The 13,477-nt window shown below is 70.4% G+C and carries 17 protein-coding genes; 8 read left to right on the top strand and 9 right to left on the bottom strand.

The features are described 5' to 3' along the window. From JWP28_RS07675 to hemE, 4 genes are all read right to left on the bottom strand, one after another. Window positions 1-544: Rho termination factor N-terminal domain-containing protein (locus tag JWP28_RS07675; protein ID WP_299541727.1), on the bottom strand; the 544-nt coding region annotated here is incomplete at its 3' end. A 253-nt stretch (window positions 545-797) separates the two neighbouring features. Continuing rightward, window positions 798-1,268 (bottom strand): CopD family protein, encoded by a 471-nt coding sequence (locus JWP28_RS07670; protein WP_299541725.1) that lies wholly within the window; start codon window positions 1,266-1,268, stop codon window positions 798-800. Next, on the bottom strand, window positions 1,265-2,314 hold the full coding sequence (gene hemH, locus JWP28_RS07665; protein WP_299541723.1) for a ferrochelatase: 1,050 nt from the start codon (window positions 2,312-2,314) through the stop codon (window positions 1,265-1,267). The genes JWP28_RS07670 and hemH overlap by 4 nt, the downstream gene beginning before the upstream one ends. Continuing rightward, the gene (hemE, locus tag JWP28_RS07660) at window positions 2,311-3,363 is read right to left on the bottom strand and encodes a uroporphyrinogen decarboxylase (protein WP_299541721.1); all 1,053 of its coding nucleotides are present in this window, start codon (window positions 3,361-3,363) and stop codon (window positions 2,311-2,313) included. The genes hemH and hemE overlap by 4 nt, the downstream gene beginning before the upstream one ends. A 513-nt stretch (window positions 3,364-3,876) precedes the next feature. Between hemE and JWP28_RS07655 the strand changes: the two genes are divergently transcribed. The 5 genes from JWP28_RS07655 to dnaQ are packed head-to-tail and all read left to right on the top strand — an operon-like array spanning window position 3,877 to window position 7,589. Beyond that, window positions 3,877-4,728: a pyruvate, water dikinase regulatory protein gene (locus tag JWP28_RS07655; protein ID WP_299541719.1), complete on the top strand. Its 852-nt coding sequence runs from the start codon at window positions 3,877-3,879 to the stop codon at window positions 4,726-4,728. Next, complete coding sequence (locus JWP28_RS07650; protein WP_299541717.1) at window positions 4,725-5,321, top strand: Maf family protein; 597 nt, start codon at window positions 4,725-4,727, stop codon at window positions 5,319-5,321. The genes JWP28_RS07655 and JWP28_RS07650 overlap by 4 nt, the downstream gene beginning before the upstream one ends. Further along, complete coding sequence (gene aroE / locus JWP28_RS07645) at window positions 5,318-6,193, top strand: shikimate dehydrogenase (RefSeq protein ID WP_299541715.1); 876 nt, start codon at window positions 5,318-5,320, stop codon at window positions 6,191-6,193. Before JWP28_RS07650 ends, aroE begins: the two co-directional genes overlap by 4 nt. Before the next feature lie 16 nt (window positions 6,194-6,209). After that, entirely contained in the window at window positions 6,210-6,824 is a 615-nt protein-coding gene (gene coaE, locus JWP28_RS07640; RefSeq protein ID WP_299541713.1) for a dephospho-CoA kinase, read from the top strand. 60 nt (window positions 6,825-6,884) lie between these two features. Then, a complete protein-coding gene (gene dnaQ / locus JWP28_RS07635) occupies window positions 6,885-7,589 on the top strand; it encodes a DNA polymerase III subunit epsilon (RefSeq protein WP_299541712.1) in 705 nt (234 codons plus the stop codon). Between the two features lie 144 nt (window positions 7,590-7,733). Here dnaQ and secB read toward each other — a convergent pair whose 3' ends face one another. Next, window positions 7,734-8,234, bottom strand: coding sequence for a protein-export chaperone SecB (gene secB, locus JWP28_RS07630; RefSeq protein WP_299541710.1), 501 nt, complete (start codon window positions 8,232-8,234; stop codon window positions 7,734-7,736). Window positions 8,235-8,401: 167 nt separating this feature from the next. Here secB and timA point away from each other — a divergent pair, with 167 nt between their 5' ends. The 3 genes from timA to JWP28_RS20625 all read left to right on the top strand — a co-directional run bounded on the left by timA (window position 8,402) and on the right by JWP28_RS20625 (window position 10,812). Continuing rightward, on the top strand, window positions 8,402-9,016 hold the full coding sequence (gene timA / locus JWP28_RS07625) for a TIM44-related membrane protein TimA (RefSeq protein ID WP_299541708.1): 615 nt from the start codon (window positions 8,402-8,404) through the stop codon (window positions 9,014-9,016). 6 nt (window positions 9,017-9,022) lie between these two features. Further along, complete coding sequence (locus JWP28_RS07620) at window positions 9,023-10,195, top strand: MltA domain-containing protein (protein ID WP_366143787.1); 1,173 nt, start codon at window positions 9,023-9,025, stop codon at window positions 10,193-10,195. 233 nt (window positions 10,196-10,428) lie between these two features. After that, a complete protein-coding gene (locus tag JWP28_RS20625; RefSeq protein ID WP_366143786.1) occupies window positions 10,429-10,812 on the top strand; it encodes a Smr/MutS family protein in 384 nt (127 codons plus the stop codon). A gap of 200 nt (window positions 10,813-11,012) precedes the next feature. Here JWP28_RS20625 and JWP28_RS07610 read toward each other — a convergent pair whose 3' ends face one another. The 4 genes from JWP28_RS07610 to hisH all read right to left on the bottom strand — a co-directional run. Beyond that, the gene (locus JWP28_RS07610; RefSeq protein WP_299541705.1) at window positions 11,013-11,336 is read right to left on the bottom strand and encodes a phosphoribosyl-ATP diphosphatase; all 324 of its coding nucleotides are present in this window, start codon (window positions 11,334-11,336) and stop codon (window positions 11,013-11,015) included. Then, complete coding sequence (hisF, locus tag JWP28_RS07605) at window positions 11,333-12,133, bottom strand: imidazole glycerol phosphate synthase subunit HisF (protein ID WP_299541703.1); 801 nt, start codon at window positions 12,131-12,133, stop codon at window positions 11,333-11,335. The genes JWP28_RS07610 and hisF overlap by 4 nt, the downstream gene beginning before the upstream one ends. Continuing rightward, window positions 12,130-12,852 (bottom strand): 1-(5-phosphoribosyl)-5-[(5-phosphoribosylamino)methylideneamino]imidazole-4-carboxamide isomerase, encoded by a 723-nt coding sequence (hisA, locus tag JWP28_RS07600; protein ID WP_299541701.1) that lies wholly within the window; start codon window positions 12,850-12,852, stop codon window positions 12,130-12,132. Before hisA ends, hisF begins: the two co-directional genes overlap by 4 nt. After that, window positions 12,849-13,477 (bottom strand): imidazole glycerol phosphate synthase subunit HisH (gene hisH / locus JWP28_RS07595; RefSeq protein ID WP_299541699.1); only part of this gene is annotated, 629 nt, incomplete at its 5' end. The genes hisA and hisH, both read right to left, overlap by 4 nt.

Raw genomic sequence — 13,477 nt, 5'->3', positions numbered from 1 at the left:
CGAACAGCACCTTGTGGCGGACGTTCTCGGGGTTCTCGAAGTTCGTCAGGTCGACCTTGACGAGCGCAAAGTAGCGCTCGCCTTCCCGGGGCGCGCGGACCGCGCCGTCCACCGTGTCGCCGGTTCGGAGGCCGAACTTCCGGATCTGCGAGGGGCTGACGTAGATGTCGTCGGGGCCGGGCAGGTAGTTGGCCTCGGGGCTGCGCAGGAAGCCGAATCCGTCCTGGACCACCTCCAGGGTGCCGGAGCCGGAGATCTCCACGCCCTCTTCGGCCAGCGTCTTCAGGATCGCGAACATCATGTCCTGCTTGCGCATGGAGTTGGCGTTCTCGATCTCGAAGACCTCGGCGAAGGCCAGCAAGTCCGCAGGAGCTTTGTCCTTCAGCTCCTGCAGGCTCATGCGGGTCAGCCCCATCTTGGCGATGGTGTTGGCGACCTCCGAGGGCTCCTCGGGCTCCGCGGAGGCGTCGGCCTCGTCAGCCGGAGCCTCGGCGACCGCGGGTTCGGCGGCGTCCAGCGCCGGCGCAACGGCTTCTTCGGTCATGGGGGTGTCTTGATTTTCGTCTTGCATCGGATTCACTCGTGTTCGCCCGCGGGCCGGACGGACTCCGGGCGCGGGCTTCTAGATGATGTGGGCGCCTCTTGAGCGCCGATGTGTTCGTCTTCGTGGGGGCCGGACCATCTGCACGTCCATGCGCGCGGCGGCCGGAGATAAGGCGGGGCGCGCCCTTGTCGGGGACGCGTAGGGGATCGGAACCACAGACGCAGGCCCGGGTCAAGCAAACCGGTGTCGCGGGTTAGGGGTGTCCGAACTCGGTGGTGACGGCGATGACCATCACGATGGCGGCCAGGAACGGCAGCTCGTTGGTCATCCGCCAAAACTTGGCCGCATGGTCACGGCGGCCAGCGGCGAAGGCCTTGCGAGCCCGCCATAGGTAGGTATGCCAGCCGGTCAGGAAAAGGACCCCGGCCAGCTTAGTGACCATCCAGGGTTCGGCCAGGAACCGCCAGCCGTCGCCATGCCGGTGGGCGTCCACCCAGATCAGCGCCAGGCCGAAGACCCAAGCCATGACCATCGCCGGGTTCATGATGATCCGCAGCAGCTTGCCCTCCCAGACCTGGAAATGGGCGTCGAACTCGCTGCCCGGGGGCGCGGTCTCGGTGTGGTAGGCGAACAGCCGCGGCAGGTAGAGCAGGCCCGCCATCCAGGCGATCACCGCCAGGATGTGCAGGCCCCGCAGCAGGTCGTAGACGCTGTCGTAGGTCATGCACCCTCGCCCGCCTCCGCCCCCACCCGCAGCGCGCATTTCGCATGGCCGGCCGGACAGCGCCAAGGTCCGTGCGGCGCGACGCCCTCCTCCCGTTTGGCGGCCTCCAGCACCGTGCGCGCCAGCTCCTCGATGAAGGCCTCGGCGACACCCGGGGTGCGGGCCCGCAGGTAAGGCGCGCAGCCGACGTCGTGGGCGAGCCTGGCGTAGTCCCGGTCGAGCTCGACCAGGGTCTCCACATGCTCGGAGACGAAGGCGATCGGCGCGATCAGCACGCCCTTGCCCTCGGCGCCGGCCCGACGGATCTCATCGTCCGTATACGGTGAGAGCCACGGCAGCCGCCCGACCCGGCTCTGGAACGACACCCGCCAGTCGGCGAACTCCGGCAGCCGCTCGGCGATGGCCTCGGCGGTGGCCTCGATCTGGGCGCGGTAGGGGTCGCCGGCTTCGACCACTTTCTGCGGCAGGCCGTGGGCGGAGAACAGCAGGCGCAGGTTCGCCGGCGCCCTGGCCTCCTCCCAGACGGTGCGGATCGCTTGGGCGTGGGCCTCGATCAGGCCGCGCGCGGTCGGATAGCAGCAGATGGCGTGGGTCCGGCCCGGTCCGCGATAGACCCGCCGCCATTCGGCCAGCGACGAGGCCGTGGTGGTGGTCGAATACTGCGGATAGAGCGGCAGCAGCACGATTTCGTCCGGCTCGAAGGCCGCGACCTCCTCTGACGCCTCCTTAGCGAACGGCTGCCAGTAGCGCATGGCGATGAAGCAGCGCGCCTTGACGTTTGGCGCACGCGCCCTCAGCGCGTCTTCCAGGGCCGCCGCCTGGTCTTGCGTCTCCGCCAGCAGAGGCGAGGACCCGCCCATCACCTCATAGTTGGCCCGGGCGGTCTTGGCGCGCGTCGTCGCGATCATCGCCGCCAGCGGATAGCGCGCCGCCGCCGGCAGGTCGATGATGGCAGGATCACGGAACAGATTGAAAAGGAAGGGCTTCACGGCCTTCAGGTCGTCAGGTCCACCCAAATTGAAGAGGACGACCGCGAGCTTGGTCACTCCGCGGCCATAGCTTTCACCGGCTTGCCGGTCACCCGCTCCACGACGCGGGCGATATGGTCGATCGGGGTGTCGGGCATCACCCCGTGGCCGAGGTTGAAGATGTAGGGGCCGCCGCTCCATTGGGCGAGCAGGCCTTCGACCCGCGCGTCCAGCGCCGGCCCGCCGGCCCGCAGCAGCAGGTTGTCGAGCGCCCCCTGGATGGTCTTGCCGCCCGCCTGCAGCCGACGGCCGAGCTCGGCGCTGGCCTGGGTGTCGAGCGCCACGCCTTCCACTGGCACGGCGCGGGCGTAGTTTTCGACCAGCGCGCCGGCCCCGCGCGGGAAGCCGATGAACGGCGCGGTGACGCCGGCGGCCCGCACCTGCTCGACGATGGCCCGGTGCGGCCGGATGACGATGCGCTCGAAGACGTCCTCGGCCAGGCCCTCGGCCCAGCTCTCGAAGATCTTCAGCGCCTGGGCGCCGGACCTCGCCTGCATGACCAGATATCGCGCCGTCGTGTCGACCAGCACCTCCAAGAGCGCGTCGAGCTCGTCCGGATGCTCGTAGGCGAATGTCCGGGCGGCCGAACGGTCAGAGCTGCGGCCCTCGATCATGTAGGTGGCCACCGTCCAGGGCCCGCCTGCGAAGCCGATCAGCGCCCGCTCGGGCTCCAGTTCGGCCCGCACCCGCGCCAGGGTCTCGCCGATCGACGACAGCCGTCCGGTTGAGGCCTCCACCTCGCCCGCCATCCGGGCGATCTCCGGCATGGCCCCGAGCCGCGGCCCCTCCCCGGCCTCGAACCACACCTCCTGGCCGAGCGCGCGCGGGATCAGCAGAATGTCCGCGAAGACGATGGCGGCGTCGAGCGGAAAGCGGCGCATCGGCTGCAGGGTCGCCTCGGCGGCCATCTCCGGATTGTGGCAGAAGGCGATGAAGTCCGCCGCCCGGGTGCGCAGCTCGTGGTACTCGGGCAGCGAGCGGCCCGCCTGGCGCATGAACCAGATCGGCGGCCGTTCCAGGGTCTCCCCGGACAGCGCACGTAACAGGCGTGGGGTGGTTTCGCTCATGAAGGCGTTAAATCGCCTATGGGCCGAACTCTCAAGCCCAAGGCCCGACCCCTCGCCCGGTCTGCCCTTCTTCCTTCCCTAAAAGACTTTAGAAAAAGGATTGGGAAGGTGACGGTAGGGCCTGTCGAGCAGGTGGACAAAGCCGTCCGCCCTGCGGCGTTTCAGCCCTTCTCCCCAGCCTGTCCGCGACCGCCGACCGCCCCGTCCCCACGGTGTGGATTGCGGGGACAGTCGTGCAAGGCCCCGGAGGCCCTTAAGGTTTCGTTAAGACTTTCGGTGCGGACCGCGGGCGCCGATATTTCGGTCCCAGGGCTGTCGACAACCGGCCTCACTGGTTTCGGAGCACGGCCGAGGGTGTGGGTTAACAAGACGTAAACGTGTCGTTTCATCCCGCTCATACATGGGGACGACCCCGGCGGGCTCGGCGCACGCGATCTATCCCCATTCCGCCGCGCGTTCGCTAAGAGTGCTCCACAGGAATCGTCCCCAGGCATTTTTCGCTTAAGGCCGCCCGTGACCCCACCCGCCCCAAGGCTCGCCACCTACTTCCACGTTCACTTGGTGTCGGATTCCACCGGCGAGACGCTGAACGCCATGGCGCGCGCCGTCTGCGCCCGGTTCGACAACGTCCTGCCCATCGAGCACATCTACGCCCTGGTCCGCTCGCAACGGCAGCTCGACCGGGCGCTGGGCGACATCGAGGAGGCGCCCGGCGTCGTCATCCACACCATCGTCGACGACGGCTTGCGCCAGGCGCTGGAGGAAGGCTGCCGCCGCCTCGATATGCCCTGCATCCCGGCGCTCGACCCGCTGGTCTCGGCGATGTCCCGCTACCTGGGCTATTCGACCACCAGCCGGGTGGGCGCCCACCTGCGGCTGGACAACGACTATTTCAACCGCATGGACGCCCTGAACTACGCGATCGGGCATGACGACGGCCAGGGCGGGCAGGATCTCGAACAGGCCGATGTGATCCTGGTCGGCGTGTCGCGGACCTCCAAGACGCCGACCTGCATCTACCTGGCCCATCGCGGCGTGCGGGCCGGCAACGTGCCGCTGGTGCCCGGACGCCCGCCGCCGGAAAAGCTGTTCGGCCTGAAGTCCACCCTGGTGGTGGGGCTTTCGATTTCTCCCGACCGCCTGGTCCAGATCCGGCGCAACCGGCTACTCAGCCTCAAGGAGAACCGTGAATCCACCTATATCGACGTCGACGCGGTGCGCGACGAGATCGTCCAGGCCCGCCGGCTCTACGAGCGTCAGGGCTGGCCGGTGATCGACGTGACCCGCCGCTCAGTCGAGGAAACGGCGGCGGCGGTGCTCAACCTGCTACACGGCGGCCATGGCCAGGTGGAGGTGCTCGGGTGAGCGCGGGACTGGTCCTGGCCTCCAAGAGCGCCACGCGACGCGCCGTCCTCGAAGGGGCCGGCGTTCCCTTCGAGGCGGCGGGGTCCGGCGTGGACGAGGACGCCGCGAAGGCGGAGCTGCTGGGCAGCGGCGCCGGCGCGCGCGAGGTCGCCGAGGCGCTGGCGGAACGGAAGGCGCTGGCGGTCTCCCGCGGCCGGCCGGAGCTGGTGATCGGCGCCGACCAGACGCTGGAATTCGAAGGCCGCCTCTACGACAAGGCCGAGACCGTGGAAGACGCCCGGGCGCGGCTGAAGGCCCTGCGCGCCAAGCCGCACCGGCTGCATTCGGCCGTGGTGGTCGCGCGGGACGGCGCGGTGGTCTGGAGGGACACGGAGAGCGCCACCCTCACCATGCGCGGGTTTTCCGACGGCTTCCTTGAGGACTATCTCGTGGCCGAAGGCGACGCGGCGCTGGGCTCGGTGGGCTGCTACCGGCTGGAGGGGATGGGCGTGCAGCTGTTCTCGAAGATCGAGGGCGACTATTTCACCATCCTCGGCCTGCCGCTGATCGGCCTGCTGGACCTGTTGCGGCGAGAGGGTGTTCTGCGTCCATGACCAATTCCCCAAGGCGCCAGGCCATCACCGGCGCCACCGCCGTCGCCGGCGTCGCAGGCTCCCCCATCGGCCATTCGCTCAGCCCGCTGATCCAGAACGCCTGGATCGAGGCCGCTGGCATCGACGCGGTGTTTGTGGCCTTCGCCCCGTCGCCCGACCGGTTCAGCCACTTCGCCGAGGGCCTGCGCGGCGGCGCGATCCGGGGCCTCAACGTCACCCTGCCGTTCAAGGAAGCCGCGCTCAGCGTCGCCGATGAGGTCGGCGACCGCGCGAACCTGGCGGGCGCCGCCAACCTGTTGATCTTCAACGAAGACGGCTCGATTACCGCCGACAACGTCGACGGCCTGGGCCTGTTGAGCGCACTGGTGGCGCAGGCCCCCGGCTTCGACCCCCGGGCGGGACCGGCGGTGATCGTGGGCGCCGGGGGCGCGGCGCGCGGGGCGGCAGCGGCCCTGGTGATGGCCGGGGCCACGGAGGTGCGGATCGTCAACCGCACCCTGGCGCGCGCCGAGATGGTGGCCGGCTCGGTAGGCGGCAGGTCGCGCGCCTACCCGCTGGACGCCGCGGCGGCGGCCTTCGACGGGGCCAATGTGGTGATCAACGCCACCTCCGCCGGGATCGCCAGCGACGACGCCCTGAGCCTGCCGCTCGAGGCGACGCCGCCCGACGCCGTGCTGATGGACATGACCTACAAGCCCCTGCTGACGCCCTTCCTGTCGCGCGCCCAGATGCTCGGCCGCCGGACGGTGGACGGGCTGGAGATGCTGATCCGCCAGGCGGGCCCCTCCTTCGAGGCCTTCTACGGCCGCGTACCGCCGCCCGAGGTGGATGTCCGGGCCCTGTGCGAGCAGGTCCTGGAGGCCAGGCCTTGATTCCAGGGGATTGGGCGTGATCCTGATCGGCCTCACCGGCTCCATCGGCATGGGCAAGTCGACGACGGCGGCCATGTTCCGAGAGGCCGGGGTGCCGGTCTACGACGCCGACGCCGCGGTCCATGACCTCTACGATGAAGGTGGGGCGGCGGTGGGGCCGGTGGGCGAGGCGTTCCCAGGCGTGGTCAAGGCCGGGCGCGTCGACCGCGAGGCCCTGCGCCAGGCGGTGCTGGGCGACCCCGAAGCGCTGAAGCGGCTGAACGCCATCGTCCACCCCCTGGTCGGCCGCGACCGGGTGGGCTTCTTCGAGAAGGCCGAGGCCGAGGGCTCCGACATGGTGGTGCTGGACATCCCGCTGCTCTTCGAAACCGGCGGCCACGCCAACGTCGACGCCATCGTGGTGGTGAGCGCGCCGGCGCAGATGCAGCGCGAGCGGGTGCTGGCCCGGCCCGGCATGACCTCCGAGCGCCTCGACGCTATCCTCGCCCAGCAACTGGCCGACGCCGAGAAGCGCGCGCAGGCGCACTTCGTGGTGGACACCTCCCGCGGGCTGGAGCCTGCCCGCGAACAGGTGGCCGAGATCATCGCGGTGATGCGCGATCCACAGCGCAGGCCGGTTCTTCCCCGGTAAGCGGGGCCCGCGACCGCACGGCCGGTTGAAATCGCCGCCCGAACCGGGTCATGAAAGGCCATGGCGCGCGAGATCGTCCTCGACACCGAGACCACCGGCTTCGAACCCTCCATGGGCCACCGCATGGTGGAGATCGCTTGCCTGGAGATCGACGACTTCGTGCCCACCGGCCGCAGCTTCCACACCTACATCGACCCGTGCCGCGACATGCCGCCGGACGCCGAGCGGGTGCACGGGCTGTCCGCCGCCTTCCTGAAGGGCAAGCCGCGCTTCGAGCATCCCGACGTGGTCGAAGCCTTCCTGGACTTCGTCGGCGACGCGCCGCTGATCGCCCATAACGCAGGCTTCGACCGGAACTTCATCAATCACGAACTCAGCGTCATCGACCGCGCGCCGCTGCACGAGGCGCGCTGGGTCGACACCCTGGCGCTGGCCCGGGTGCGCTTCCCCGGCATGCACAATTCGCTCGATGCGCTCTGCAAGCGCTTCAAGATATCGCTGTCGGAGCGCGAGAAGCACGGCGCCCTGGTCGACGCCAAGCTGCTGGCTGCGGTCTATCTGGAGCTGAAGGGCGGCCGCGAGCGGCGGCTGGAGCTCACCACCGCGGCCATGGTCACCGCCGTGGCGGCCGCAACCCGCAACGCATACGGCGTCCGCCCGCGCCCGCTCGAGCCGCTCTCAACCGAGGAAGAGCGCCAGATCCACGCCAGCTTCATCCGCGACGTGGTGAAGAGCGACGAGCTCTGGAAGAAGCACGGGCTGTAGTGTCTTCCCCCGCTACGGGGGAAGTGGGCCAAGACGCGCAGCGTCGCGGGTCGATGGGGGAAGTCAAAGAGCCGAAGACACTTCCCCCATTGTCGCCTGCCTTCGGCATTGGCGACATTTCCCCCGTGCCGGGGGAAGACGTCTCTAAGCGTGCCCCACCTGGCCGCCCTGCTCGGCCTTGCGGGCGGCGTAGACGCCGGCGAAGTCGATGGGATCGAGCAGGAAGGGCGGATAGCCGCCGTCGGAGGTCACGTCGGCGATGATCCGCCGGGCGAAGGGGAAGAGGTAGCGCGGGCACTCGATGAGCAGCACCGGCTCCATGTCCTCGGCGCTGACGCCGGTGATCTGGAACACGCCGCCGTACATCAGCTCGACCACGAAGATCGCGCCGTCGTCGCGGTTCGCCTTGGCCGACAGCTTCAGGTCGACCTCGTAGAAGCCGTCCTCGCGACCGCGGGCGTTCATCTCGACGCCCAGGTCGATCTGCGGCTGGGCCGCGCCGCCGCGCAGGCTTTCCGGCGCGCGGGGGTTCTCGAACGACAGGTCGCGGACGAATTGGGCCAGGATGCGGATGCCGGGCCCCTCGCCCAAGATGCTGTCCGGGGCGGTTTCCGGCGCGCCAGCGCCGTCGTCGGTGTCGGTCATAGTTCGGCTTAAATCCGTGGGCAGACACGAAGGGTTCGCATCTTATCGGGCGGCCGGGCTATCATGGCGCCCTAAGCGATGCAACGTCGCCCCTGACGGGGGCGTTGCATCGTCCTATATTGAAGGCGCCGCCGTCAGGCGGAACCCTGAAGGGCCTATCGTTGCAAGTGCTCGAGTTGATCATCTTCGCAGGCCTCGCGGCCATCGTGCTCTACCAGCTCTACGCGGTGCTGGGCCGGCGCGTGGGCCGTCAGCCGGAGGATTCGCCGGCGGTGCCGACCACGGCGACGGCGGTCGAACGTGCGCCGGACGCCGCGGCCCAGGGCGCCGACGACGGCGTCGTGCTTACCGGCCTCGCCGCGGTGAAGGCCAAGGACCCCGGCTTCGACGTCGGCCGCTTCCTCGGCGGCGCGAAGAGCGCCTACGAAATGATCGTCAAGGCCTTCGCCGCCGGCGACCGGGCCAAGCTGCGCGACCTGCTGGCCCCGCCGGTGATGGCCGGGTTCGACACGGCGATCGCCGCCCGCGAGGCCGAGAACCGCACCGAGTCGGTGGAATTCCTGCATCAGCCCCGCGCGGACCTGGAAAAGGCCGAGCTGGTGGGCGTGGACCTGGCGCGGGTGACCGTGCGTTTCCTCGCCGAATTCCGCAGCCGCACCAAGGGACCGGAGGGCGAAGGCGTCGAGGACCGCCGCACCGCCGAGCTCTGGACCTTCGAGCGGCACCTGAAGAGCCGCGACCCCAACTGGATGCTGATCCACGTCGACGCTGCGGAGGCCTGACCTCCCGTGCAGCTGCGAGCCGTCGGCGCGGCCGCCTCCGCGCTCATCCTCGTCGCCTGTGCCACGACCCCGCCCTCGTCGCCAATCCCGCACTCGCCGGCGCGCCATCCGAGCCCCTCACCCTTCCCCGCTGAGCCGCGGCCGCCGGCGCCGCTTGCCGAGCGGGGTGTCCCGCTCACCGCCTTGAAGGGCTGGGAGACGGACGACCACGCGGGCGCCCTGGCGGCCTTCCGCGAGACCTGCGGCGCGGCGCGCGATCCGGCGATGGCCGAGGTCTGCCGCAGCGCCCGCGCCATCGGCCCCCTCGACCGCGGGCAGTCCCGCCGCTTCTTCGAGGCGAACTTCCGCGCCGAGGCGTCCCCAGGCGAGGGCGTGCTCACCGCCTACTTCGCGCCGCAGTACCCCGCCCGCCGCAAGCCGGACGCCGAATTCAGCGCCCCGCTGCGATCCAGGCCCGCCGACCTGAGGACCGTGGACGGCGGGCTGTTCGATCCCGCCCAGGCCGGCCGCCCGGGCGCGGCCCGCGACGCCGGCGACGGGAGGCTCGTCCCCTACCCCGACCGCGCGGCCCTCGAGGCGGACCCGCCCGACCGGGCGCTGGCCTGGATGCGGCCGGAGGACCTCTTCTTCCTGCAGGTCCAGGGTTCGGGCGTGCTGACCTTCGAGACCGGCAAGCGGATGAAGGCGCTCTACGCCGCTAACAACGGCCGCGCCTTTGTGGCCGTCTCGAACATCATGCGCGACCGGGGCCTCCTGGCCGGCGACAACACCTCGGCCGAGGCGATCCGCGGCTGGCTGGCCGACCATCGCGGCCCCGACGCCGACGCCGTCATGCGGCTCAATCCGCGCTACGCCTTCTTCAGCCTGGCCCCCGACGACGGTCGCCAGCCGGTGGGCTCGGCGAACCTGCCTCTGCCGCCGGGCCGGGCCGTGGCGGTTGATCCCGCCCACCACGCGATGGGCGAGCTCCTTTGGATCGACGCCGACAAGCCCATCCTGAAGGGCGCCTTCCCCGCCTACCGCCGCCTGGCGCTGGCGCTCGACACGGGCGGGGCCATCAGAGGCGCGGTCCGCGCGGACCTCTACCTGGGTTCAGGCCCGGAAGCGGGCCTGGAGGCCGGGCGGGTGCGCCACACCCTGCGCCTCTACCGCCTGGTCCCGAAGGACGCGAGGCCGTGAAACGGCCGCTGAAGCCGGAGGAACGGCACATCTGGGGCATGGTGGCGGCGACCGTGCATCCGCTGCCGGGCAAGGCGACGCCGAAGAAATCCTCCCCTCCCCCTCGCGGGGAGGGGCTGGGAGTGGGGGCGCCGGCTCCGCGTTCGCCGGGGAAGGCGCCCACAGCGAAACTCCCAAAGTCCGCGCCGACACCCCCACACCCAACCCTCTCCCCTTCACCACCCCCTCTGGGGGTGGCGAGCGAAGCTCGGGGGGCCGGGTCGCGGAGCGACCCGCTGGGGGGAGAGGGCTTCCCCATCGAACCGCGCCGCAAGCGCCGCATCGCCCGCGAACGCGACCCCATCGGCGCGCGGCTCGACCTACACGGCCTTGACCAGGATCGGGCGCGCGGTGTGCTGGAGCGGTTCCTGGCGCGGGCCTGGGACGAGGGATTTCGGGCCGTGCTGGTGATCACCGGCAAGGGCGTCCAGGGCGACGGCGTCCTGAAGCGCCGGACGCCGGAATGGCTGGCCGCGTCGCACCTGGCGCACATCGTCGCCGGCATATCCGACGCCGCCCGCCACCACGGCGGCGAAGGCGCGCTCTACGTGGCGCTGAAGCGGAAACCGCGGGGGTAGAAGAGGCGTCCTTCTCCCCTTGTGGGAGAAGGTGGCCTGCCCCCGGGCTCGGCCGAAGGCCGACCCGAGGATAAACTCCGCAGGTCGGATGTGGGGTCGAAAGCCCTCTCCGACCTGAGCGTGGGATCGCGCCGAGAGCGGAGCGCAACCCCACATCCGTCACCCTTCGGGCGACACCTTCTCCCACAAGGGGAGAAGGATCACGACTTTCGCCCCGCCTTCTCGTCCAACCCCGAAGTCCCCTCACGCGCTTCCAGCTTCTCCGCCACCTCGTCCAGCGACACCCCGGCGGCGGCCAGGACCACCAGCCAGTGGTAGATCAGGTCGGCGCTTTCGGCGGCCAGCGCGGGCTTGTCGCCCTGGGTCGCGGCGATCAAGGCTTCGACGGCTTCCTCGCCCAGCTTTTTGGCGGCCAGCGCCGGGTCGGCCAGCAGCCTGGCGGTGTAGGACGCGGCGACATCCCCGCCCTTGCGGCTTTCGATGACGGCGGAAAGCCGCGCCAGGACGTCGGCGAAACGGCTCATGCGGCGGCCCCAGTCTTCACATCTGGCAGGCGCACCGGGATATCGGCCGCGGCCATCGCCTGTTTGACGTCGTCGATCGAGACCTCTCCGAAGTGGAAGATCGAAGCCGCCAGCACGGCGTCCGCGCCGCCCTTGGTCACCGCCTCGGCCATGTGCTGCGCGTTCCCCGCCCCGCCCGAGGCGATCACCGGCACGGAGACGGCGGCCGTCACCGCCTTCAGGAGCTCCAGGTCGTAGCCGGTCTTGGCGCCGTCGCGGTCCATGGAGGTGAGCAGGATCTCACCCGCCCCGCGCTCGACGACCTCGGCCGCATAGTCGACCACGTCCAGGCCGGTGTCGTTGCGGCCGCCGTAGGTGAACACCCGCCAGGCCCCTTTTGCCGATGGGGGGCCCACCCGCTTGGCGTCGATGGCCACCACCGTCGCCTGGCTGCCGAAGGCGTCGGCGCAGGCGGAGATCAGGTCGCGGTTTTCCACGGCCGCCGTATTGATCGAGATCTTGTCGGCGCCGGCCAGCAGTAGGCGCCGCGCGTCCTCGACCTTGCGGATGCCGCCGCCCACCGAGAGCGGCATGAAGCAGACGTCGGCGGTGCGGGCGACCACGTCGAGGATCGTGCCGCGGTTCTCGTGGCTGGCGGTGATGTCGAGGAACATCAGCTCGTCGGCGCCGGCCGCGTCATAGGCGCGGGCCTGCTCCACCGGGTCGCCGGCGTCGCGCAGGGAGACGAACTGCACGCCCTTCACCACCCGGCCGTCCTTGACGTCCAGGCAGGGGATGACGCGCACCCGCAGGGTCACGCCGCCACCTTCAGCGCCTCGCGGGGCGTAATCGCGCCGTTGTAGAGGGCCCGGCCGAGCACGGCGCCGGCGATCCTGGTCCCGTTGCGGGCCTTCAGGCGGACGATGTCGTCGATGGTCGCCAGGCCGCCCGCGGCGATCACCGGGATCGCCACCGCGTCGGCGATCGCCCCGAAGGCCTCGACATTGAAGCCCATCACCGTGCCGTCGCGGTCGATGTCGGTGATGATCAGGGCGCTGACGCCCGCGTCCTCGAAGCGTTTGGCGACGGTGATGGCGTCGAGGTCGCTGTCCTCGGTCCAGCCCTGCACGGCGACCTTGCCCTTGCGGACATCGACGCTGACGGCGATCTGTTCGGGCCAGGCCTTGGCGGCCTCGCGGACGACCTGCGGGTCGCGCACGGCCACGGTGCCCAGGATCACGCGGCTGACTCCGGCCTCGATCCAACCCTCGACGTCGGCCAGGGTGCGGATGCCGCCGCCGAGCTGCACCGGCACCGAGACCGCGCCCAGGATCTCCTCGACGGCGGCCTGGTTGACCGCCTGGCCGGACACCGCGCCGTTCAGGTCCACCACATGGATCCAGTGGAAGCCGCCGTCGGCCCAGGCGCGGGCCTGGGCGGCGGGCGAGGTGTTGAACACCGTGGCGGTAGCCAGGTCGCCGTGCACCACCCGCACGCACTGGCCGTCCTTCAGGTCGATGGCCGGGTAGAGGATCAAGGTCGCCACTCCAGGAAGCGCGCGAGAAGTGCAAGGCCGGCGGCCTGCGACTTCTCCGGGTGGAACTGCACGCCGGCGACATTGCCCCGCGCGACGGCCGCGGGGAACCGCCCGCCGTGGTCCACATAGGCCGCCACGTCGCGTTCGTCCTTCGGGAAAAAGGCGAAGGAGTGGGTGAAATAGACGGTCTGCCCGTCATTCAGGCCTGCGAAGACCGGCTGGTCGCTGACATCGGTCAGGCCGTTCCAGCCCATGTGCGGGATCTTGACGGCGGGGTCATGGGACTCCAGCCGGCGCACGTCGCCGGCGATCCAGTCGAGCCCGGGGGTCTCGCCGAACTCCAGGCCGCGCGAGGCCAGCAGCTGCATGCCGACGCAGATGCCCAGGAACGGCGCCCCCTTGCCGTGCACCGCCTCGGTCATGGCCTCCGACACCCCCGGCCGGGCTTCGAAAGCCGCCATGCAGGCCGCAAAGGCGCCGACGCCCGGCAGCACGATGCGGTCGGCGTTGGCGATCACGTCCGGATCGTCGGTGACCACGATCTCGCTCTTGCCGTCCGCGGCGCGGATCAGGGCCTTTTCGGCCGAGCGAAGGTTGCCCGACCCGTAATTGATCAGGGCGACGC

The organism is Phenylobacterium sp., assembly GCF_028290885.1.
GTDB lineage: Bacteria > Pseudomonadota > Alphaproteobacteria > Caulobacterales > Caulobacteraceae > Phenylobacterium.
Note: the sequence above shows the minus strand (reverse complement) of the source record. Positions and strands in the feature narration are given on the sequence as shown.

Excerpts from the sequence above, each read along its gene's own strand:
- JWP28_RS07670 (WP_299541725.1), bottom strand. The coding sequence starts at position 1,268 with ATGACCTACGACAGCGTCTACGACCTGCTGCGGGGCCTGCACATCCTG.
- hemE (WP_299541721.1), bottom strand. The coding sequence starts at position 3,363 with ATGAGCGAAACCACCCCACGCCTGTTACGTGCGCTGTCCGGGGAGACC.
- aroE (WP_299541715.1), top strand. The coding sequence starts at position 5,318 with ATGACCAATTCCCCAAGGCGCCAGGCCATCACCGGCGCCACCGCCGTC.
- dnaQ (WP_299541712.1), top strand. The coding sequence starts at position 6,885 with ATGGCGCGCGAGATCGTCCTCGACACCGAGACCACCGGCTTCGAACCC.
- secB (WP_299541710.1), bottom strand. The coding sequence starts at position 8,234 with ATGACCGACACCGACGACGGCGCTGGCGCGCCGGAAACCGCCCCGGAC.
- JWP28_RS07610 (WP_299541705.1), bottom strand. The coding sequence starts at position 11,336 with ATGAGCCGTTTCGCCGACGTCCTGGCGCGGCTTTCCGCCGTCATCGAA.